At 61.5% G+C, this 18,534-nt stretch carries 17 protein-coding genes; 16 read left to right on the top strand and 1 reads right to left on the bottom strand.

What is annotated here, in order from left to right:
- Positions 1-52 precede the first annotated feature (52 nt).
- The 15 genes from tsf to CBW50_RS09055 all read left to right on the top strand — a co-directional run bounded on the left by tsf (position 53) and on the right by CBW50_RS09055 (position 14,906).
- Positions 53-964 carry a translation elongation factor Ts gene (tsf, locus tag CBW50_RS09125; RefSeq protein WP_086145235.1) on the top strand — a complete coding sequence of 304 codons (912 nt, stop codon included), beginning with the start codon at positions 53-55 and terminating at the stop codon, positions 962-964.
- Between the two features lie 148 nt (positions 965-1,112).
- Entirely contained in the window at positions 1,113-1,829 is a 717-nt protein-coding gene (gene pyrH, locus CBW50_RS09120) for a UMP kinase (RefSeq protein WP_076569768.1), read from the top strand.
- A gap of 176 nt (positions 1,830-2,005) precedes the next feature.
- Positions 2,006-2,566 (top strand): ribosome recycling factor, encoded by a 561-nt coding sequence (frr, locus tag CBW50_RS09115; protein ID WP_076569771.1) that lies wholly within the window; start codon positions 2,006-2,008, stop codon positions 2,564-2,566.
- 99 nt (positions 2,567-2,665) lie between these two features.
- Positions 2,666-3,433: a polyprenyl diphosphate synthase gene (uppS, locus tag CBW50_RS09110; RefSeq protein ID WP_086145234.1), complete on the top strand. Its 768-nt coding sequence runs from the start codon at positions 2,666-2,668 to the stop codon at positions 3,431-3,433.
- Complete coding sequence (locus CBW50_RS09105) at positions 3,433-4,266, top strand: phosphatidate cytidylyltransferase (protein WP_086145233.1); 834 nt, start codon at positions 3,433-3,435, stop codon at positions 4,264-4,266. Before uppS ends, CBW50_RS09105 begins: the two co-directional genes overlap by 1 nt.
- 10 nt (positions 4,267-4,276) lie before the next feature.
- Complete coding sequence (gene ispC / locus CBW50_RS09100; protein ID WP_086145232.1) at positions 4,277-5,461, top strand: 1-deoxy-D-xylulose-5-phosphate reductoisomerase; 1,185 nt, start codon at positions 4,277-4,279, stop codon at positions 5,459-5,461.
- Positions 5,458-6,819: an RIP metalloprotease RseP gene (gene rseP / locus CBW50_RS09095; protein WP_086145231.1), complete on the top strand. Its 1,362-nt coding sequence runs from the start codon at positions 5,458-5,460 to the stop codon at positions 6,817-6,819. Before ispC ends, rseP begins: the two co-directional genes overlap by 4 nt.
- Before the next feature lie 82 nt (positions 6,820-6,901).
- Positions 6,902-9,238 (top strand): outer membrane protein assembly factor BamA, encoded by a 2,337-nt coding sequence (gene bamA / locus CBW50_RS09090; protein WP_086145230.1) that lies wholly within the window; start codon positions 6,902-6,904, stop codon positions 9,236-9,238.
- A 51-nt stretch (positions 9,239-9,289) separates the two neighbouring features.
- Entirely contained in the window at positions 9,290-9,808 is a 519-nt protein-coding gene (locus CBW50_RS09085; protein WP_076569785.1) for an OmpH family outer membrane protein, read from the top strand.
- A 151-nt stretch (positions 9,809-9,959) separates the two neighbouring features.
- A complete protein-coding gene (gene lpxD, locus CBW50_RS09080) occupies positions 9,960-11,015 on the top strand; it encodes a UDP-3-O-(3-hydroxymyristoyl)glucosamine N-acyltransferase (protein ID WP_086145229.1) in 1,056 nt (351 codons plus the stop codon).
- Positions 11,012-11,494: a 3-hydroxyacyl-ACP dehydratase FabZ gene (fabZ, locus tag CBW50_RS09075; RefSeq protein WP_086145228.1), complete on the top strand. Its 483-nt coding sequence runs from the start codon at positions 11,012-11,014 to the stop codon at positions 11,492-11,494. The genes lpxD and fabZ overlap by 4 nt, the downstream gene beginning before the upstream one ends.
- Complete coding sequence (gene lpxA, locus CBW50_RS09070; RefSeq protein ID WP_086145227.1) at positions 11,494-12,285, top strand: acyl-ACP--UDP-N-acetylglucosamine O-acyltransferase; 792 nt, start codon at positions 11,494-11,496, stop codon at positions 12,283-12,285. The genes fabZ and lpxA overlap by 1 nt, the downstream gene beginning before the upstream one ends.
- On the top strand, positions 12,269-13,444 hold the full coding sequence (gene lpxB / locus CBW50_RS09065; protein ID WP_086145226.1) for a lipid-A-disaccharide synthase: 1,176 nt from the start codon (positions 12,269-12,271) through the stop codon (positions 13,442-13,444). The genes lpxA and lpxB overlap by 17 nt, the downstream gene beginning before the upstream one ends.
- 44 nt (positions 13,445-13,488) lie before the next feature.
- Entirely contained in the window at positions 13,489-14,127 is a 639-nt protein-coding gene (rnhB, locus tag CBW50_RS09060) for a ribonuclease HII (protein ID WP_086145225.1), read from the top strand.
- Positions 14,124-14,906, top strand: a complete 783-nt coding sequence (locus CBW50_RS09055; RefSeq protein ID WP_086145224.1) for an RNA methyltransferase — start codon at positions 14,124-14,126, stop codon at positions 14,904-14,906. The genes rnhB and CBW50_RS09055 overlap by 4 nt, the downstream gene beginning before the upstream one ends.
- Before the next feature lie 52 nt (positions 14,907-14,958).
- On the opposite strand, the gene CBW50_RS09050 is transcribed toward CBW50_RS09055, so the two are convergent.
- Positions 14,959-15,807 (bottom strand): pyruvate, water dikinase regulatory protein, encoded by an 849-nt coding sequence (locus CBW50_RS09050; RefSeq protein ID WP_086145223.1) that lies wholly within the window; start codon positions 15,805-15,807, stop codon positions 14,959-14,961.
- Positions 15,808-15,959: 152 nt separating this feature from the next.
- Here CBW50_RS09050 and ppsA point away from each other — a divergent pair, with 152 nt between their 5' ends.
- Complete coding sequence (ppsA, locus tag CBW50_RS09045) at positions 15,960-18,389, top strand: phosphoenolpyruvate synthase (protein WP_086145222.1); 2,430 nt, start codon at positions 15,960-15,962, stop codon at positions 18,387-18,389.
- The last annotated feature ends 145 nt before the right edge of the window (positions 18,390-18,534 follow it).

The raw sequence follows: 18,534 nt of genomic DNA, 5'->3' as shown, positions 1-18,534 counted from the left end.
GAGGCATGCATGCCCGGCCGCGACTATCGACTCACCGAATCAGGAGAAACACATGGCAGCGATTACAGCAGCGATGGTAGGCGAATTGCGCGGCAAAACCGACGCACCAATGATGGAATGCAAAAAAGCACTGACCGAAGCCGATGGCGACATGGCGCGTGCGGAAGAGATCCTGCGCGTCAAACTGGGCGGCAAGGCATCGAAAGCATCGGCACGCATCACCGCTGAAGGCGTCGTGGCAACCTACATCGCCAACGGCGTAGGCGCCCTGGTCGAAGTGAACTCGGAAACCGACTTCGTTGCAAAAAACGACGATTTCCTGGCACTGGCCAATAACGCTGCCCGTCTGGTAGCGGAACACAACCCGGCTGACGTAGCTGCCCTGCTGGCCCTGCCACTCGACGGCAAGACCCTGGAAGACGTGCGCGCTGCCCTGATCGGCAAAATCGGCGAAAACATGACCATCCGCCGCTTCCAGCGTTTCGAAACCAGCGCCAAGCTGGCTTCGTACCTGCACGGCTCGCGCATTGGCGTGATCGTCGAGTTCGACGGCGCCGATGAGCAAGTAGGCAAGGACGTGGCCATGCACATCGCTGCCATGAAGCCAGTGTCGCTGTCGTCGGAACAAGTTCCAGCGGAACTGATCGAAAAAGAGCGTTCGGTTGCACAACTGAAAGCTGAAGAAGACGCAGCCAAAGCGGCCGCCGAAGGCAAGCCAGCCCAATCGCCGGAAATCCTGGCCAAGCGCCTGGAAGGTTCCGTACAGAAATACCTGAAGGAAGTGTCCCTGCTGAACCAGGCTTTCGTGAAAAACGACAAGCTGTCGGTTGAGCAAATGCTGAAGGCGGCTAACACCAGCGTCAAGGGTTTCGCCATGTACGTAGTAGGCGAGGGCATTGAGAAGAAGCAAGACGACTTCGCAGCAGAAGTTGCAGCACAGATGGCTGCCTCCCAGGGAGCGTAAGTAAAGCGGGCCGAGAGGCCCGTTTTTTTGGCCCGCCCGCACCTGTCGTGCCGGGCGGCGGCATGGGCAGCTTCCTCCCGCCTATCCGGCGCTGCAAGGCGCTGCGCCATGTCATACTCGAATAACCTCATTTATGGAGCCCCAGCTCATGTCAAAACCAGCCTACAAGCGCGTCCTCCTCAAGTTGTCCGGCGAAGCCCTGATGGGTGATGATCCCTACGGCATCAACCGCGCCACGATCGAGCGCATGGTGGCCGATGTGGCCGAGGTGGCAAAGTTGGGTGTGGAACTGGCAATCGTGATTGGCGGCGGCAATATCTTCCGCGGCGTTGCGCCTGGCGCGCAAGGCATGGACCGTGCCACCGCCGACTACATGGGCATGCTTGCCACCGTGATGAACGCCCTGGCCCTGGCCGATGCCATGCGCCATGTCGGCATCACCGCGCGCGTCATGTCGGCCATCGGCATCGAGCAAGTGGTCGAGCCTTACGTCCGTCCGAAAGCCCTGCAATACCTGGAAGAAGGTAAAGTGGTGGTTTTCGCCGCCGGTACCGGCAATCCATTCTTCACCACCGACACGGCAGCCGCCCTGCGCGGTTCCGAGATCAGCGCCGAGATCGTCCTGAAGGCCACCAAGGTCGACGGCGTCTACACGGCCGATCCGAAGAAGGATCCGAACGCCACCCTGTTCCACACGATTACCTTCGACGACGCCATCGCCAAGCACCTGCAAGTGATGGACGCCACCGCATTCGCCCTGTGCCGCGACCAGAAACTGCCAATTAAAGTGTTTTCGATCACCAAGCCCGGCGCGCTGATGCGTGTGATTCTCGGTGAAGACGAAGGTACTTTGGTTCACGTCTAAATTAGTATTAGTAGTAATTTCAAGATTCATTAACATTAACAACGCCTGACAAAACCGTCGCGAGCGGAAGGAAGAGGTGGCCGAGACGCGCAACCGTACCGAAGTACGGTGAGCATCGCAAGCCGCCTGTGCCGACGCGCAGCAGGTTTTGGCAGGCGCTACCACAGGAGAGCAGCATGTCCTTAGCTGACGTTAAAAAGAATGCCCAGGAACGCATGGCGAAGTCGCTGGAAACACTGAAGGCCGATCTGGCCAAGGTGCGTACCGGCCGTGCCCATACGGGTATCCTGGACCACGTGATGGTCGAGTACTACGGTTCGCCGACGGCGCTGACCCAGGTGGCCAACGTGACCCTGATCGACGCGCGCACCATCGGCGTGCAGCCGTACGAAAAGAAGATGGCCAGCACCATCGAGAAAGCCATCCGCGACGCCGACCTGGGTCTGAACCCGTCGGCACAGGGCGACCTGATCCGCGTACCGACGCCGCCGCTGACGGAAGAGCGTCGCAAGGAAATGGTCAAGCTGGTCAAGAGCGAAGCGGAAGACGCGAAGATTGCTGTGCGTAACATTCGCCGCGATGCGAACGAGTCGCTGAAAAAACTGGTCAAGGAAAAAGCCTGTTCCGAGGACGACGAGCGCCGCTCGTCGGAAGAAGTGCAGAAGCTGACGGACAAGTTTATCGCCGACATCGACAAGATGGTGGTCGACAAAGAAAAAGAAGTGCTGACGGTCTAGTTTTCTGCCCCCTTGACGCTGCCCGGAAAAGCATGGCTTTTCCGGGCAGCGCTATTTGGCGCATAATAGTTATCTTTTATTTTTGGCATTAGTGTTTTCATGATCTATTCGAGTTCGACAACGGCAGTACCCGAGGTGGGCACGGTGCCGCGCCATGTGGCAATCATTATGGATGGCAATGGCCGCTGGGCAACCAAACGTTTCCTGCCCCGCGTGGCCGGCCACGTCAAGGGCGCCGACGCCGTGCGCGGTGTCGTCGAGACGTGTCTCGAACGCGGTGTCGAGTACCTGACCCTGTTTGCCTTCAGCTCGGAAAACTGGCGCCGCCCCGAAGAAGAGGTGTCGATGCTGATGCGCCTGTTCGTCACCATGCTGGAACGCGAAGTGGCCAAGATGCACGCCAATGACATCCGCCTGAAGGTGGTGGGCGATTTGTCGCGCTTTAATGAACAGTTGCAAGCCCTGATCGCCGATGCCGAACGCAAGACGGCAGGCAATACGCGCCTGACGGTGACCATCTGCGCCAACTATGGCGGCCGCTGGGACATCATGCAGGCTGTCAATAAAATGAGCGCCGAGGCTGCCGCCAACGGCCAGCCTGCCGGCCATGCTTACACCGAAGAGCAACTGGCGCCCCACCTGGCCATGGCCTACGCGCCTGAGCCCGACCTGTTCATCCGCACGGGCGGCGAGCAGCGCATTTCCAATTTCCTGTTGTGGCAACTGGCGTACACTGAGCTGTTTTTCACCGAGACTTTCTGGCCCGACTTCAATGTCGACAGCCTCGACGCGGCAATCGCGTCTTACCAGCAGCGCGAACGGCGTTTTGGCCGTACCAGCGCGCAATTAACTGAAAAGACAAACTGATGCTGAAAACACGGATAATCACCGCCCTGGTCTTGTTGGCGGTCTTGCTGCCGGTTCTGTATCTGAATTATTTTCCCGCTTTCGCCGTGATCGTCACGGCGTTCTTCGGCGCCGCCGTCTGGGAAAGCTTCCGTATCTTCAAAAATCGCCAGGCGCTGCTGATCGCTGCCGTCTGGACCGCCGCCTTCGCGTATACTTTTTTTGTCGGCAATGGCATGGCGCAGCTCAATTTCTGGTTCGCCCTGTGCGTGGCCATCTGGCTGATCCGCTTCGTGCCGTCGCTGGCGACGGGCTTGCCACCGACGGAAGGCCTGGGCAATACCTTGCTCAGCCTGGTGTACCCGGTGACCATCGTCGGCTGCTTCGTCGCCATCATTGCCCTGTTCCTGCATAGCCCCCTGTATCTGCTGTCCGTGATGGCCCTGGTCTGGATCGCCGACATCGGCGCCTATTTCTCGGGCAAGGCCTTCGGCAAGCGCAAGCTGGCGCCAAGTATTTCCCCAGGTAAATCCTGGGAGGGCGCCATCGGCGGCGGCATCGCCGTACTGGTCATTGCCGCCATCACCATCGTGGCCGCGCCATCGCTGCCGGTGCTGCAGGATACCTTTGCCGTGCAGCTGCAATTGCGCCGCGGGTCGCTGGTGACCTTGCTGGTGTTGCTGGTGCTCGTCGCCGCCAGCATCGTGGGCGACCTGTTCGAATCCCAATTGAAGCGCCGCGCGGGCATCAAGGACAGCAGCAAGCTGCTGCCCGGCCACGGTGGCGTACTCGACCGTATCGATGCGTTGATCCCGGTCCTGCCATTTGCCGCCCTCGTGGCCAGTTGGCTTTAAGGAAATTTCCATGCAATACATCACCATCCTTGGCGCCACCGGCTCGATCGGCGTGTCTACGCTGGACGTGCTCGCGCGTCATCCTGAACAGTACAGCGTGTATGCGCTGAGCGCCCACAGCCGCGTGGCCGAACTGGCCGCCCAGTGCCTGCAATTTCGGCCACAGCGCGCCGTCGTCGCCACGGCCGCCGCCGCCCTTGAGCTGACGCGCTTGCTGCGCGGGCTGGGCGTGTCCACCGAAGTCGCGTATGGCGTGGAGGCCCTGTGCGCCATCGCCAGCGCCCCGCAAGTGACAGGCGTGATGGCGGCCATCGTCGGCGCGGCCGGCCTGGCGCCCACCCTGGCGGCGGCGCGCGCCGGCAAGAAAGTGCTGCTGGCCAATAAAGAGGCGCTGGTCATGTCCGGCCAGCTGTTCATGGACGCCGTGCACGACAATGGCGCCGTGCTGCTGCCGATCGACAGCGAGCACAATGCCATCTTCCAGTGCCTGCCGCATGGCTATGGCCGCGCACCTGGCGCCGCCGGCGTGGCGAAGGTCGTGCTGACGGCTTCCGGCGGTCCCTTCCTTACGCGCGACGTCGAAACGCTCGACCAGGTGACGCCGGACCAGGCATGCAAGCATCCGACCTGGGCCATGGGGCGCAAGATTTCCGTCGATTCGGCCACGATGATGAACAAGGGGCTGGAAGTGATCGAGGCGCACTGGCTGTTCGGCGCCCCGGCCGAGCAGATCGAGGTGCTGATCCACCCGCAAAGCGTGATCCATTCGATGGTGTCTTACATCGACGGTTCCGTGCTGGCCCAACTGGGCAATCCGGACATGCGCACGCCGATCGCGCATGCGCTGGCGTACCCTCAGCGTATCGCCTCCGGCGTGGCGCAGCTTGACCTGGCGCAAGTGGCCACCTTGCAGTTCGAACGTCCCGATTTCCGCCGTTTCCCCTGCCTGGCGCTGGCGTTTGACGCCTTGCGCGCGGGCGGCACGGCACCGGCCCTGCTGAACGCGGCCAATGAGGTGGCCGTGCAGGCGTTTCTTGACGCGCAGATCGGCTTCCGCCAGATCGATCAGGTCATCGCCCACGTGATCGAGGCGGTGCCGCACGGCGCCGCCTCCAGCATCGAAGCGGTGATGGAGCAGGACCGCCTGGCCCGTGTGGCGGCACAGACGTACATCGCCGGCAGGCTGGCCGCATGACGCTCATTACCACCTTGCTGGCGTTTATCGTCGCGCTCGGGTCGCTGATCACCCTGCACGAGCTGGGCCACTATCTGGTGGCGCGCTGGTGCGGCGTGAAGGTGCTGCGTTTCTCCATCGGCATGGGCAAAGTGGTGTATTCGCGCAAGTTTGGCAAGGATCAAACGGAATGGGCGATTTCCGCGCTGCCGCTGGGCGGCTATGTAAGCATGCTCGACAGCCGCGCCCAGGACCTCAGTGACTTGCCGGAAAGCGAATTGCGCCGTGAATTCACGCGCCAGAGCGTGTGGCGCCGCATCGCCATCGTAGCCGCTGGCCCGCTGGCCAATTTCCTCGTCGCCATCGTGCTGTATGCGGGCCTGTTCATGTACGGCATCGAAGAGCCGTCCAGCAAGCTCGGTCCCGTTGCCGAACAGACCGCTGCCTATATGGCCGGCCTGCGCAGCGGCGACACCGTCGATGCCGTGAACGGCAAGCCCGTGGCCAGCTGGTCCGAGCTGCGCTGGCAACTGATCCAGGCCGCGCTCGACAAGCAGCCGGCCCGCATCGACGTGCGCCGCCCCGACCGCGGCGCGCAACAGGCCAGCTTGCCGACGGATAGCCTGACGGAAACGGACCTGGAAGGCGATGTGCTGGGCAAGCTGGGCCTGACCCTGGCCCGTTCCGCGCCCACCATGATGGAAATCGTGCCCGGTGGCGCCGCCGCGCGCGCCGGCCTGCAGAAGAACGACCAGATCCTGGCCATCGACGGCAAGTCCATGCACGACGTGGGCGCCATCATCGATACCCTGAGCCGGGCGCCGGGCCAGACCTTGCAGTTGCAACTGTTGCGTAATGGGCAAGGCCTGACCCTGTCCATCACGCCGGACGCCGTCCAGGCCAGCAGTGCAGGGGGAGCTGTAACAGTTGGTAAGATCCAGGCAAAGCTGGGGCAGGTGCCGGATATGATCGTTGTGGCGTCCGGACCGTTTTCCGCTGTCGGCAAGGCTGCAGTCAAGGTCTGGGACACCAGTGCCATGAGCCTGAAAATGCTGGGTAAAATGATCACCGGCCAGGTTTCGCTGAAGAATGTGACGGGACCCATTACCATCGCCGACTACGCGGGCCAGACGGCGCGCATCGGCCTGGTAAGCTACCTGAGCTTCATCGCCTTCATCAGTATCAGTCTGGGCGTGATGAATTTGCTACCCATTCCTGTTCTGGATGGCGGGCATTTGCTGTATTATTCGCTGGAAGTTTTGACCGGACGCCCCGTGCCGGAACGCGTAGGCGAGGTTGCCCAGCGCCTGGGGATCGGTCTGTTGCTGACCTTGATGGTGCTTGCCGTCTTTAATGACGTATTGCGGCTGATCAATTAAGGCGATGGTTGATGCCTTTGAATGAGTCGCACAAGCAATCTTTTGTGTATGTTGTCCATTGATTTACCATTGAATAACCCCAATGAAATTACATTCTGCTCGTTTTGCCTTGCCTTCCTTTCGCCGCAGCCTGATCGGCGCTGCCGTCATGGCCTTCTGTTCCGGCCACGCGCTGGCCGTCCAGCCGTTCACTGTCAAGGACATCCGGGTCGAAGGGATCCAGCGTACCGAAGCAGGCACCGTCTTTGCCTACCTGCCGGTGCGGGTCGGCGAGACGTTCTCCGACGAGAAGAGCGTTGCCGCCATCAAGGCCCTGTATGCGACGGGCATGTTCAAGGATGTGCGCCTGGAAGCCGATGGCGACGTCCTGGTGGTGCTGGTCGAGGAGCGCCCGGCCATCGCCAGCGTGGAGTTTACCGGTACCAAGGAATTTGAAAAGGACGTGCTGGTCAAGGCGTTGAAGGAAATCGGCGTCGGTGAAGCGAAGATTTTCGATAAGGCGTCCGTCGACCGCGCGGAACAGGAACTCAAGCGCCAGTACCTGTCGCATGGCCTGTACGGCGTGAAGATCACCACCACCGTCACGCCGATCGAGCGCAACCGCGTCAACGTGGTGTTCGCCGTCGACGAGGGCGACGTGGCCCGCATCAAGCAGATCAACATCGTCGGCAACAAGGCCTTCACGGACAAGGAGCTGCGCGAGCAGCTGGCCCTGAATACGGGCGGCTGGTTCAGCTGGTACACCAAGGCCGACCAGTATTCGAAGACCAAGCTGACGGGCGATATCGAATCGCTCAAGTCCTACTACCTGGACCGCGGCTACATCGAGATGCAGGTCGACTCGACCCAGGTGTCGATCACGCCTGATAAAAAAGACATTTACCTGACGATCAACATCACCGAAGGCGAGAAGTACAAGGTTTCCGGCACCAAGTTCGAAGGCGAGATGTTCGGCCGCGAAGAAGAGCTGAAGGCCCTGAACCTGATGCGCGAAGGCGAGATCTATTCGGGCGCGCGCCTGACGGCCACGAACAAGCGCATTCAGGACCGCCTGGCCACGTTCGGCTATGCGTTTGCCAACGTCAACGCCAATCCCGAGATCAACCGCGAAAAGCACGAAGTGGGGTTTACCTTCTTCATCGATCCGGGCAAGCGCGTCTACGTGCGCCACATGAATATCGCCGGCAACACCACTACACGCGATGAAGTCATCCGTCGCGAATTCCGTCAGTTCGAATCGTCCTGGTATGACAGCAACAAGATCAAGCTGTCGCGCGACCGCGTCGACCGCCTCGGCTATTTCAAGGACGTGACCATCGACACGCCGGAAGCGCAGGGCACGACCGACCAGGTCGACGTCAACGTGACGGTGGTGGAAAAACCGACAGGTAACTTCCTGATCGGCGGCGCGTTCTCGCAATCGGAAAAATTCACATTGTCGGCCTCGATTTCGCAGGCCAACTTCGCCGGTAGCGGCAATACGGTGGGTATCGAGCTCAATACCAGCCATTACAGCCGCACCATTGCGTTTTCGCAAACCAATCCGTACTTCACGGACGACGGCATTTCGCGCAGCTTCGAAGTCTACCTGCGTACGACGGAACCGCCGGCGCTGAACATCGGCAGCTACAAGATCAAGCAGACCGGCGGCCGCGTGAGTTTCGGCGTGCCGTTCTCGGAAGTCGACACCGTCTTCTTCGGTATTGGCGCCGAGCGTTCGCGCATCGAGACCGATATCACCAGCCCGATCCGCTTCAAGCAGTACGTGATCGACAATGGCGGCCCGTCCGACGGCATCGGTTCGGCTACCACCAATTCCATTCCGCTGACGGCCGCATGGCAGCGCGACAGCCGTGACAGCGCCCTGACGCCATCGATCGGCCGCTACCAGCGCGTCAACCTGGAGGCTGACCTGATCGGCGACCAGAAGTACTTCCGTGCCATCTATGAGCACCAGTATTTCCGTCCGTTGTTCAGCAAGGTCACCCTGGCGCTGAAGGGCGAGATCGACTACGGCCATGGCATCGGCAAACACGTGTACCCGGTCTTCAAGAACTTCTACGGCGGCGGCATCGGTTCGGTGCGCGGCTACCTGAGTTCCTCGCTGGGCGCGGTCGAACCGAGCACCAACGATGCCCTGGGCGGCGCGTCGCGCCTGATCGGCAACGCGGAACTGCAGATGCCATTCCCCGGTTCGGGCAATGACCGCAGCCTGCGCTGGTTCGGTTTCCTCGATGGCGGTCAGGTCTACCAGGAAGGCGAAAAAATGCGTATTTCGCAATTGCGCTATTCTGCTGGCCTGGGGATCAGCTGGATTTCGCCGGTGGGCCCGCTCAAACTGAGTTATGCCAAACCGCTGAACGCCAAGCCGACGGACCGCCTGGAGCGCTTCCAGTTCCAGATGGGCACCGGTTTCTAACCGGCCCGCTGGAACCAGGCGCGAGCTTTTACTTTTTGACCATGGAGTATCATGAACACCGCATCCGCTACCCTGCCCAAGTCCCTTGCCATGATCGCATTGTGCTGGAGTTCGCTGTTGCCGGTGCAGGCGCAGGCTCAGGAGTCGAAGATCGCCTGGATCAGCAGCGAACGTATTTATAACGAATCGAGGCTGGCCAAGCTGGCCAGCGCCAAGCTGGCGGAGGAATTCCGCACGCGTGAAAAGGCCATGCAGGAACTGGCCGCCCGCTTCAAGGTGGCCAACGAGGCCCTGGAAAAGGACATGCCAACCCTGAGCGAGGCTGAGCGGGCCAAGCGCCAGCGCGAGTTTTTTGAGCTGGACAAGGAATTGCAGCGCCGCCAGCGCGAGTTCCGCGAAGACCTGAGTCAGCGCACGAACGAAGAGCGCAGCGCCATCGCGGAAAAGGCCAACACCATCATCCAGCAGATGGCCCATATCGAGGGATATGACATCGTGCTGCAGGAAGCCCTGTGGGCCAGCCCGCGCATCGACATCACCGACAAGGTGCTGAAGGCGCTGGACAAGTAATTGTAATAGGTTTTACGCCTGGCAGTGCCGTAGCGAGCGGATGTGAGTTGTGGTTGAGAAGCGGAGCTGTGCGCATGCACAGTGAGCATCGGAGACCGCAAATCGCGCCGCGCAGTAGGCAGTGGCAGGCGTTTTTATAAGGGTTTCATAGATGGGCACTCGACTAGGAGAATTGGTCGAACGCTTCGGCGGACAATTGGCGGGCGAGCCCAACCTGGAAGTTTCAGGGATCGCTCCGCTGGCTGACGCCGGCGCTTCGCACATCAGCTTTCTCAGCAATAGCAAGTTCCGCGCACAGGCGGCCCAGAGCGGCGCCGCTGCGCTGATCCTCACGCCGGCCGACGATGCGCTGATCGGCGCCGAGTATGCGGGCGCGCGCATCGTCACACCGAATCCCTATGTGTATTTCGCGCGCGCGGCGCAGTATTTCGCCGACCTGCATGAAATCAGGGCGCCGCTGGGCATCCATCCGAGCGCCTTTGTCGACGCCGGCGCGCAGGTCGATGCCAGCGCGTCCATCGGCGCCCATGCGGTGATCGAGGCGGGCGCCGTGATCGGCGCCGGCTGCGTGATCGGTCCTGGCTGCGTGGTGGGCCGCGACGCCGTCATCGGCGCCGGCACGCAGTTGTTCGCCAACGTGACCTTCCATGCGCGCTGCATGATCGGCCAGCGCGGCATCATCCATTCGGGCGCCGTGATCGGCACCGACGGATTCGGCTTCGCCAACGAGGGCGGCGTGTATATCAAGATTCCGCAGACGGGCAGGGTGGTGATCGGCGACGATGTCGATATCGGCGCCAATACCACCATCGACCGTGGCGCATTGGCCGACACCATCATCGAAGATGGTGTCAAGCTGGATAACCAGATCCAGATCGGCCACAACTGCCACATCGGCGCGCATACGGCGATGGCCGGCTGCGTCGGCGTGGCGGGCAGCGCCGTCATCGGCAAGTACTGCACCTTTGGCGGCGCCGCCATGGTGCTGGGCCACCTGACGATTGCCGACCGCGTCCATGTCGGTTCCGGCAGCATGGTCTCGCGCTCGATCGCGGAGCCGGGCCAGTACACGGGTTTCTACCCGCTGGCCAAGAACGCCGACTGGGAAAAGAGCGCCGCCATCGTGCGCAACCTGTCAAGCATGCGCGAAAAAATCCGCGCGCTTGAAAAAACAATTAAAACACTGACCACGCAAGACGAAAAATGACTACTGAAAACAAGACCCTCGACATCCTCGCCATCAAATCGCTGCTGCCGCACCGCTACCCGCTGCTGCTGGTCGACCGCGTGCTGGACTGGGAGGCGAACAAAACCATCACCGCCATCAAGAATGTGACGGTCAACGAAGAGTTCTTCCAGGGCCATTTCCCGCACAAGCCGGTCATGCCCGGCGTGCTGATGATCGAAGCGCTGGCGCAAACGGCGGCGCTGCTGTCGTTCCTGTCGATGGGCGTGAAGCCGGACGAGAACTCGGTGGTCTACTTTGTCGGCATCGACAATGCGCGCTTCAAGCGTCCTGTCGAACCGGGCGACCAGTTGAAGATGGACGTGGAAATCCTGCGCGTCTCGCGCGGCATCTGGAAATACAAGGCCGTCGGTACGGTCGACGGCAAGCTGGCCGTAGAAGGTGAACTGATGTGCACGATCCGCAGCGCGCAGGATGCGAGCCAGCCAGCGGGGCAGTAATGGCGGCCATCCACTCGACGGCAGTCATCGATCCGAAGGCCGAGCTGGACAGCTCGGTCGAGGTGGGCCCGTACTCCATCATCGGCCCGCACGTGCGCATCGGCGCCGGCACCAGGGTCGGCCCGCATGTGGTGATCGACGGCCATACGACGATAGGCGCGGACAACCACCTGTTCCAGTTTTCCTCCATCGGCGCGCAGCCGCAGGATAAAAAATGGTCTGGCGAGGCCACGCGCCTGGAAATTGGCGACCGCAACACCATCCGGGAGTTTTGCACCTTCAACACGGGAACCGTGCAAGGCGGCGGTGTGACGCGCCTGGGCAATGACAACTGGATTTCGGCGTATGTGCACCTGGCGCACGACTGCCTGGTGGGCAACAACACCATCTTTTCGAACAACGCCCAGCTGGCGGGCCACGTGGAAATCGGCGACTGGGTCATCATGAGCGGTTTCGCCAATGTGCACCAGTTCTGCAAGATCGGCGCGCATGCCTTTGTCGGCATGAGCACCAGCCTGACGCAGGACGTGCCGCCGTTCGTGCTCCTGAACGGCAATCCGGCGCAGGCCCATGGCGTCAATATCGAAGGCCTGAAACGCCGCGGCTTTACGCGCGAGCAGATCAACGGCATCCGCGCCGCGTATAAACTCATCTATCGCTCGGGACTGACCCTGGAAGAATCCAAGGCGGCCCTGTTCGAAGAAGAAGCGGCATCGTCGCCCGAGGTGGCGGAACACATTCGCGCCATGCGCGAATTTTTGGGCGTGGCGTCGCGTGGCATCGTCCGCTGACCATTCCAGCGGCCTGTCGGTCGCCATCGTCGCCGGCGAGGTGTCGGGCGACCTGCTGGCCAGCCGGCTGCTGTCCGGCCTCGTGCCGCAGCTGCCCGGCGCTCGCTTCCACGGCATCGGCGGCGAGCACATGGCCAGGCAGGGCTTCGTGTCGGACTGGCCGCTCGACAAATTGACCGTGCGCGGCCTGTTCGAGATCATTCCCCGCTACCGCGAAATCAAGGGCATCCAGAATGCGCTGCGCGACCAGCTGCTGGCGGAGCGTCCCGCCGTCTTCATCGGCGCCGACTACCCGGGCTTTAACCTGGGACTCGAGCAGCAGCTGAAGGAAGGCGGCATCCCCACCGTGCACTACATCGGGCCGCAGATCTGGGCCTGGCGCGGCGGGCGCATCAAGAAAATCATCAAGGCCGTCTCGCACATGCTGGTGATCTTCCCGTTCGAGGAAGAGATCTACCGCAAGGCAGGCGTGCCCGTTACCTATGTCGGCCATCCGCTGGCCGAGATGATCCCCCTGCAGCCCGACGAAGCGGCCGCGCGCCGTGTCCTGGGCTTGCCCGAAGACGCCAACGTGGTGACCCTGATGCCGGGCAGCCGCATGGGCGAACTCAAATACAATACGGTGGCGTTCGTGGCCGCCTGCAAGCTGCTGCTGGCGCGCGACCGCTCGCTGCGCTTCGTCGCACCGATGGCCGGCGAAAAGCAGCGCCAGTACTTTTTGCAACTCATCCGTGAGGCGGGCTTGCAGGATGTCGAAATCGTGCTCACCGATGGCGGCTCGCACACTGCCATCTGCGCCGCCGATGCAGTACTGGTGGCGTCCGGCACGGCGTCGCTGGAGGTGGCGCTGTACAAGAAGCCCATGGTCATCGCCTACAAAATGATGCGCGCTTCGTGGGAAATCATGCGCCACATGGGCTACCAGCCGTGGATTGGTTTGCCGAACATCCTGGCGCGCGACTACCTGGTGCCCGAACTGCTGCAGAACGCGGCCAGTCCCGAAGCGCTGGCCGAGGCCATGTGGCGGCAGCTGAGCGACGTGCCGGGCCGCCTGCGCCTGGTGCAGCGCTTCGCGGACATGCACCACAGCCTGCTGCGCGACAGCGCGCGAGAGAGCGCCAACGCCGTCATGCAGGTCATCGCCGCCAATGGCAAGTAATTCCCGATCACCGCTTCAACCGCAGTACCAACCAAAGATTCAACGTGAAAAATATCTATCCCGGCCTGTTTGACGACTTGCCATTCTCGCTCGATGAAATCATCTGCGGCGTCGACGAGGCAGGACGCGGTCCGCTGGCCGGCCCGGTCTTCGCCGCCGCCGTGATCCTCGACCCGAATCAGCCCATCGACGGCTTGCGCGACTCGAAAAAGCTTACTGAAGCCAAACGCGACCTGCTGGCGCCGCAGATCAAGGCCAAGGCCCTGGCCTGGGCCATCGCCGAAGCGTCGGAAGAGGAAATCGACCGCCTGAACATCCTGCAGGCGTCGATGCTGGCCATGCGCCGCGCCGTCGAGGCTTTGTCTACCGTGCCGACCCTGGCGCTGATCGACGGCAACCGCTGCCCCGTGATGCCAATACGCGGCATGGCCATCGTCGGCGGCGACGACAAGGTCGATTCGATTTCCGCGGCCTCGATCCTGGCCAAGACGGCGCGCGACGCGGCCCTGGTGCACCTGCACGCGGCCTATCCCGAGTACTGCTTTGACCAGCACAAGGGCTATGGCACCAAATTGCACCTGGAGCGGCTACACCTGCACGGCGCCTCGCCCGTGCACCGCCGTTCGTTCGCGCCCGTGCGCAACGTCATTGCGCTGTTCGGCGCGCAGGAGGTGGTGGCATGAAGACGATCACTTCGCGCGACAATGCGCAATACAAGGATTTGCTGAAACTGGCGGGCAGTTCGCAGGCGCGCCGCAAGTCGGGCCGCACCCTGCTCGACGGCGTGCATCTGTGCCAGTCCTACCTGCAGCTGCGCGGCATGCCGGAACAATGCATCGTCAGCGAAAGCGCCCTGCAGAATGCGGAGGTGGCGGACATCGTCGGCCAGCTCGAAGCGCAGCGCGCGCACGTACTGGGCTTGCCCGACGCGCTGTACAACGCCGTCAGCCAAGTGGAGCACGGCGTGGGCGTGATGTTCCTCATCGAGACGCCGGAGCGGGCCGTCACGCAGCCGCTGAGCGTGTCGGCCGTGCTGCTCGATAACCTGCAAGACCCGGGCAACGTGGGCTCCATCCTGCGCAGCGCGGCGGCCGCCGGCATCACGCAGGTGTACTGCAGCGCCGGCACGGCCTTCTGCTGGTCGCCCAAGGTGCTGCGCGCAGCGATGGGCGCGCACTTCGTGCTCGATATCTTTGAAAACGTCGACCTGGCCGCACTGGTCGCCGGCGCCAAGGTGGCGACCCTCGCCACCAGCGGCTACGCCACGCAGCGCTTGTACGACGTCGACCTGCGCCAGCCAGTTGCCTGGCTGTTCGGCCACGAAGGGCAGGGCGTGGCCGACGATTTGCTGTCGATGGCGACGCACCAGGTGGTCATTCCCCATCTTGGCCAGATCGAATCGCTGAACGTGGCCGCCTGCGCCGCCGTCTGCTTCTTCGAGCAGGTGCGCCAGAACCAGTAGCAGGAAATGCAACGGGGCCTCAAGGGCCCCGTTTTTTGTCCGGCTGCCTGATTCAGTATTCGCGGCGGTTCGGTTTGATCTCCTGCAGGATCGTCGTGGAGATTTCCTCGATCGACTTGGTGGTCGACGACAGCCAGCGGATACCCTCGCGTTTCATCATTTTCTCCGCTTCGTTGACCTCATAGCGGCAATTTTCAATGGCCGCATACTTGCTTCCAGCACGTCTTTCGTTGCGTATTTCCGACAAACGTTCGGGCGTAATGCTTAATCCGAAAATTTTATTCTTAAATTCGTTCAGTGCCGTCGGCAGCTTTTCACGCTCGAAATCCTCGGGAATCAGCGGGTAATTGGCCGCTTTGATGCCGTACTGCATGGCCAGGTACAGGCTGGTCGGGGTCTTGCCAGAGCGGGAAACACCCACCAGAATGACATCGGCCGATGACAGGTTCTTGTGTGACTGCCCATCGTCATGGGCCAGCGAATAATTGATCGCCTCGATGCGGTTCTTGTATTCCTCGCTGTCGACGATGTTGTGCGAGCGGCCGATGGTGTGGGTGGACATCACGCCCAGCTCCTGCTCCAGCGGGGCGACGAAGGTCTGGATCAGGTCCATGTGCATGCCGCTGGACTTGCGGATCACGGCCGACAGGTCGTTTTTCACCAGGGTGGAGAAGATGATGGGACGCTGGCCGTCGGTGGCAAACGCTTCGTTGATCTTGCGCGCCGCCTCGTACGCCTTGTCCATGGTGTCGATAAAGGGCAGGCGAATCTGGCGGAAGCGCAGGTCGAACTGCGTCAGCACCGAATGGCCGAACGTCTCGGCGGTGATGCCGGTACCGTCAGAAACGAAGAAAACGGTGCGGGCCGCGGCGGGCAGAGGGGGGCGTGGTTCTTGTGTCATGGGTTTTCGGATCAAGATTGTGCGTCGTCAATTTGCGCCGCACAAGGTAAAATGGCTGTAACGGTATGATTGTGCTGCACGACGCCAAGAATAACAAGAAGACTGTCTGTGCGCCTCGCGTAAAGATTTCTATCATCAGTAAGGGTGTCATTATGACCAACGCAGTATCGCAGGAGAAAGACAAGGACGCGGTGTACGTCGCCTCGTTCGAGCATTTGCGCATGACGGATGTCGAATCCGTCGGCGGCAAGAACGCCTCCCTGGGCGAAATGATCAGCCAGCTGGCCGAAGCTGGCGTGCGCGTGCCCGGTGGCTTCGCCACCACGGCACAGGCATTCCGCGACTTCCTGTCGTATAGCGCCAACGGCGGCCTGCCGCTGGCCGAGCGCATTGCCCAGCGCCTGGAAGGCCTGGACATCGACGATGTGCGCGCGCTGGCGCAAGCCGGTGCCGAGATCCGTCAATGGATCGTGGAAACCCCGTTCCAGCCCCGCCTGGCGGCTGAAATCGACCAGTTCTACGCCAAGCTGGTGGCCGACTCCGATACCGAAATGTCGTTTGCCGTGCGTTCCTCGGCGACGGCGGAAGACTTGCCGGACGCATCTTTTGCTGGCCAGCAAGAAACTTTCCTGAACGTGGTCGGCATCGACAACGTGCTCGAAGCGATGAAACAGGTATTCGCGTCGCTGTACAACGACCGCGCCATTTCCTACCGCGTACACAAGGGTTTTACGCACGCTGAAGTGGCCTTGTCGGCCGGCGTGCAGCGCATGGTGCGTTCCGACCTGGGCGCCGCCGGCGTGATGTTTACCATCGATACGGAATCGGGCTTCAAGGACGTGGTGTTCGTCACTTCCAGCTATGGCCTCGGTGAAACCGTGGTGCAGGGCGCCGTCAACCCCGACGAATTCTATGTGCACAAGCCGATGCTGGAAAAAGGCAAGTCGCCTGTGATCCGCCGCAATATCGGCTCCAAACTGCTGAAGATGGAATTCACGAACGAAGCGAAAGCCGGCCGTTCCGTGAAAACCGTCGACGTGCCTGTCGAAATGCGCAACCGCTACTCGCTGAACGACAGCGAAGTGGTGGAACTGGCGAAATACGCCGTCATCATCGAAAACCACTATGGCCGTCCGATGGACATCGAGTGGGGCAAGGATGGCCGCGACGGCAAGCTGTACATCCTGCAGGCGCGTCCCGAGACCGTCAAGTCGCAGCAAAAGGCGACCGACGTGCAGGAACGCTTCAAGCTGAAGAGCACCGGCACCGTGCTGACGTCCGGCCGCGCCATCGGCCAGAAGATCGGCGCCGGCCCCGTGCGCGTGATTCACGACCCGGCCGACATGGAGCGCGTGCAGCCAGGCGACGTACTCGTTGCCGACATGACGGACCCGAACTGGGAACCGGTCATGAAGCGCGCTTCGGCCATCGTCACCAATCGCGGCGGCCGTACTTGCCACGCAGCAATTATTGCCCGTGAACTCGGCGTGCCTGCCGTCGTCGGCTGCGGCGACGCGACCGACGTGCTGAAAGATGGCACGTTTGTTACCGTCGTCTGCTCGGAAGGCGACGAAGGCAAGATCTACGACGGTCTGCTGGAAACGGAAGTGTCGGAAGTGTCGCGCGGCGAATTGCCGAAGCTCGACACCAAGATCATGCTCAATGTGGGCAATCCGCAACTGGCGTTCGACTTCCAGTCCGTGCCGAACGCCGGCGTGGGTCTGGCGCGCCTGGAATTCATCATCAATAACAATATTGGTGTGCATCCGCGCGCGATCCTCGAATACCCGAACATCGACGCCGACCTGAAAAAGGCCGTGGAATCCGTGGCGCGAGGTCACGCATCGCCGAAAGCGTTCTATATCGACAAGCTGGCCGAAGGCATCGCCACCATCGCCGCCGCGTTCTGGCCGAAGAAAGTCATCGTGCGCCTGTCCGACTTCAAGTCGAACGAGTACAAGAAGCTGATCGGCGGTTCGCGCTACGAGCCGGACGAGGAAAACCCGATGCTGGGCTTCCGCGGCGCGGCGCGCTACCTGTCGGCCGACTTCTCCGAAGCGTTCAACATGGAATGCGAGGCGATGAAACGCGTGCGCAATGACATGGGCCTGACAAACGTGGAAATCATGGTGCCATTCGTGCGCACCCTGGGCCAGGCCGAGAAAGTCATCGACCTGCTGGCGAAAAACGGCCTGAAGCGGGGCGAGAACGGCTTGCGCGTCATCATGATGTGCGAAGTGCCATCGAACGCCATCCTGGCCGACCAGTTCCTCGACCATTTCGACGGCTTCTCGATCGGTTCGAACGATCTGACCCAGCTGACCCTGGGCCTGGACCGCGATTCCGGCATGGAATTGCTGGCCGCCGACTTCGACGAGCGCGATCCTGCCGTGAAAGCGCTGCTGGCCCTGGCCATCAAGGCTTGCCTGGCACGCGGCAAGTACATCGGCATTTGCGGCCAGGGTCCTTCCGACCATCCCGACTTTGCCGTCTGGCTGATGGAGCAGGGCATCGAATCGATGTCCTTGAATCCTGACTCGGTGATCGATACCTGGCAAAAGCTGGCTGCGCTGAAAGCGTAAGCATCTATCATTATTGCCCTCTGAAAACCCGCTGCCACTCACCTGGCAGCGGGTTTTTTTATGTGCCATCCTCGGTGTCAAGTCCCTGGCGGGCGGCGCACGCGGCTGAATGATGAGATAGCGCAAGATCAGCTAAAATGATTCC

Origin of the sequence: Janthinobacterium sp. GW458P (genome assembly GCF_002127585.1) — a bacterium.
In the GTDB taxonomy this organism is placed as follows: Bacteria; Pseudomonadota; Gammaproteobacteria; order Burkholderiales; family Burkholderiaceae_D; genus Janthinobacterium.
This window is presented reverse-complemented; position numbering and strand designations above follow the sequence as displayed.

What these genes read in the sequence shown, in the direction of transcription:
- tsf (WP_086145235.1), top strand. Translation starts at nt 53, where the DNA reads ATGGCAGCGATTACAGCAGCGATGGTAGGCGAATTGCGCGGCAAAACC.
- pyrH (WP_076569768.1), top strand. Translation starts at nt 1,113, where the DNA reads ATGTCAAAACCAGCCTACAAGCGCGTCCTCCTCAAGTTGTCCGGCGAA.
- frr (WP_076569771.1), top strand. Translation starts at nt 2,006, where the DNA reads ATGTCCTTAGCTGACGTTAAAAAGAATGCCCAGGAACGCATGGCGAAG.
- uppS (WP_086145234.1), top strand. Translation starts at nt 2,666, where the DNA reads ATGATCTATTCGAGTTCGACAACGGCAGTACCCGAGGTGGGCACGGTG.
- CBW50_RS09105 (WP_086145233.1), top strand. Translation starts at nt 3,433, where the DNA reads ATGCTGAAAACACGGATAATCACCGCCCTGGTCTTGTTGGCGGTCTTG.
- ispC (WP_086145232.1), top strand. Translation starts at nt 4,277, where the DNA reads ATGCAATACATCACCATCCTTGGCGCCACCGGCTCGATCGGCGTGTCT.
- rseP (WP_086145231.1), top strand. Translation starts at nt 5,458, where the DNA reads ATGACGCTCATTACCACCTTGCTGGCGTTTATCGTCGCGCTCGGGTCG.
- bamA (WP_086145230.1), top strand. Translation starts at nt 6,902, where the DNA reads ATGAAATTACATTCTGCTCGTTTTGCCTTGCCTTCCTTTCGCCGCAGC.
- CBW50_RS09085 (WP_076569785.1), top strand. Translation starts at nt 9,290, where the DNA reads ATGAACACCGCATCCGCTACCCTGCCCAAGTCCCTTGCCATGATCGCA.
- lpxD (WP_086145229.1), top strand. Translation starts at nt 9,960, where the DNA reads ATGGGCACTCGACTAGGAGAATTGGTCGAACGCTTCGGCGGACAATTG.
- fabZ (WP_086145228.1), top strand. Translation starts at nt 11,012, where the DNA reads ATGACTACTGAAAACAAGACCCTCGACATCCTCGCCATCAAATCGCTG.
- lpxA (WP_086145227.1), top strand. Translation starts at nt 11,494, where the DNA reads ATGGCGGCCATCCACTCGACGGCAGTCATCGATCCGAAGGCCGAGCTG.
- CBW50_RS09055 (WP_086145224.1), top strand. Translation starts at nt 14,124, where the DNA reads ATGAAGACGATCACTTCGCGCGACAATGCGCAATACAAGGATTTGCTG.
- CBW50_RS09050 (WP_086145223.1), bottom strand. Translation starts at nt 15,807, where the DNA reads ATGACACAAGAACCACGCCCCCCTCTGCCCGCCGCGGCCCGCACCGTT.
- ppsA (WP_086145222.1), top strand. Translation starts at nt 15,960, where the DNA reads ATGACCAACGCAGTATCGCAGGAGAAAGACAAGGACGCGGTGTACGTC.